Annotated in this window: 2 protein-coding genes; both read right to left on the reverse strand. The window is 52.1% G+C overall.

Annotated features, from left to right (window positions below; genetic code table 11):
- Positions 1–108: 108 nt before the first annotated feature.
- Positions 109–1947, reverse strand: a complete 1839-nt coding sequence (ftsH3, locus tag J0895_RS01860) for an ATP-dependent zinc metalloprotease FtsH3 (protein ID WP_340643430.1) — start codon at positions 1945–1947, stop codon at positions 109–111.
- A gap of 79 nt (positions 1948–2026) precedes the next feature.
- Positions 2027–2702: aminotransferase class IV (locus J0895_RS01865; protein ID WP_207086447.1), on the reverse strand; the 676-nt coding region annotated here is incomplete at its 5' end.

Genomic DNA, 2702 nt, shown 5'->3' on the forward strand with positions numbered 1-2702 from the left:
AATCTGGGACAAGTAGCAAAAATTATCGCAGAAACCCGGTTTCTTAGTCCTTTGCAGGGGCGAAAGGGGGATTTATTCCTCGCCGGGTTGCCTGTACGGGTGCGTCGATTAGGCGATCGCCGCCATCTTCACATCGTTGTTCGCTAACAAATCTTGCAATTCATCGGCATCAACCGTTTCCTTCTCAATCAGGAGTTGAGACAGTTTATCCAACACCTCACGGTTGGAAACGAGCACCTCTTTAGAGCGTCCGTAGGCTTGTTCAACCAGGTTACGGACTTCATCATCGATCGCTGCGGCGGTTTCTTCGGAGAAATCACGTTCCGCCATGATATCCCGACCGAGGAACATATTGCCTTGTTGACGACCGAGGGCCACTGGACCCAGGCGATCGCTCATCCCAAAGCGAGTGACCATCTGCCGTGCGACTCGTGCCACCTGTTGCAAGTCATTGGAGGCACCCGTAGTGACTTCTTCCTCACCGAAGACAATTTCTTCAGCAATCCGACCGCCAAGGGCCACTGCCATCTGATTTTGCAGATAGGACCGGCTGTACAGACCCGAATCCATGCGTTCTTCACTGGGAGTAAACCAGGTTAACCCGCCAGCGCGTCCCCGAGGAATAATGCTGATTTTTTGCACGGGGTCATAATCCGGCATCAAGGCACCGACTAAAGCATGACCCGCTTCGTGATAGGCAACCAGAGTTTTGCGTTTCTCGCTCATTACGCGGTCTTTTTTCTCGGGTCCAGCAAGGACGCGATCGATGGCATCATTGATTTCATCCATCGAAATTTCGGTCAAATTGCGTCGCGCGGCCAGAATTGCGGCTTCGTTGAGCAGGTTAGCCAGGTCAGCACCAGTGAAACCGGGGGTCCGACGGGCGATTTTGTCCAGGTCCACATCCTTCGCCAGGGTCTTACCACGAGCATGGACGTTGAGGATTTCGCGACGACCGGCATAGTCAGGGCGATCGACCACAACTTGGCGATCGAAACGACCCGGACGCAATAAAGCGGCATCGAGTACATCAGGACGGTTGGTGGCCGCAATAATAATGATGCCCGTGTTGTCTTCAAACCCATCCATTTCGGTCAGGAGTTGGTTGAGGGTTTGTTCGCGCTCATCGTTGCCACCGCCTAAACCGGCACCCCGTTGACGACCTACGGCGTCAATTTCATCGATAAAGACGATGCAGGGAGCGTTGGATTTGGCTTGTTCAAACAAATCGCGGACGCGAGAGGCACCGACTCCCACAAACATTTCCACGAATTCTGAGCCAGAGATGGAGAAGAAGGGGACGCCCGCTTCCCCCGCGACTGCTTTTGCCAGGAGGGTCTTGCCGGTTCCCGGAGGGCCGACTAATAAAACACCTTTGGGAATTTTGGCACCAACAGCGGTAAAGCGATCGGCATTTTTTAGGAAGTCTACCACTTCGCTCAGTTCTAGCTTGGCTTGCTCGATACCGGCTACATCCCCGAAGGTGACTTGGGTTTGGGGTTCCATTTGCACCCGTGCTTTCGATTTGCCAAAGTTCATCGCTTGAGAACCTGGGCCGTTTTGAGCACGACGGAGCAAGAAGACTAAGCCCACTAAGAGGAGAACAGGGAAGAATAAGCTACTGAGCGCCTTGAACCAGAAGCCTTCATCGCTTTGGGGGGAGACTTCAATATTGACCCGGTGGTCGGTTAGGATGTTGAGTAGTTCTGGGTCGTTGGGTAAATTGACTACAACCTTTGTGCCATCCTGAGCGTTAACTCTAGCTCGGGAGCGATCGGAAGTAATAACGACCTTATCAATGCGGTTGTTTTGAACTTCCTGAATAAACTGACTGTAGCGCCAGGTTTCCTCAGTTGATGTTTGATTTTCAAAAAATGTCGTTGCCACGAAGATGACAACGATCGCCAGCATTGCGTACAGTCCGGCGTTTCTCCATTTTTTATTCACCAGCGGTCCTCCTAGTTCTGGAATGGGGGGGTATTTGGGGTATTTTTATTCTACTCTGTTAACTAATGTTAACGTATTATCAGAATTTACGGGGCAACTGCTCCCGGAAAAGCTGACGTAATTGGCTGAACCCTTGATGGGAGCCAGGATAGACCCGAGTTTTGTTTTCTGAGAAGACTTCACAAATGGGAATGACTTCTACCACACTATTACTATAAGCCAAGGCTTCAAACCCGCTCACTACTTCGGCTGTCCATGGTTCGAGGATGGCCGGATGACCTTGATTGTCTAGGCAGTTGAGAAGTTGCGATCGCATCACCCCGGGTAAAATCCCCACCTCTATAGGCGGTGTCCACCACCGACCCTCCCGCCATCCCCAAAGATTCCCGGTACTGGTTTCTAACCAATTCCCCTGACCATCTACTAGGATAGCCTCCTGACAACCCTGCCGTTGAGCCGCTTGCAACGCCAACCAACAGGAGAGATAGTTGCCCGTTTTATGGGTAGGGAGCGATCGGATAAACAAAGAATCCGCCGCCACCCAAGCCTTCACCCCAACCGCTTGACGACTTGCCAACTCATGTGGTACAATTCTCCCTGTAATCAATTCTCTCCCATCCGGGAAAATAGCAATCCGCAGCACCGGCGATCGGGCCATCATCAACTCCGCCCCCTCCCGCACCCGCTGCCAATCCGGTTCAGACCACTGAAACAGTTCAAGAGAGGATTTTAACCGCCGACAGTGCTGCTGCCAT

Source organism: Phormidium pseudopriestleyi FRX01 (assembly GCF_017313335.1).
Classification (GTDB): domain Bacteria; phylum Cyanobacteriota; class Cyanobacteriia; order Cyanobacteriales; family Laspinemataceae; genus Laspinema; species Laspinema pseudopriestleyi.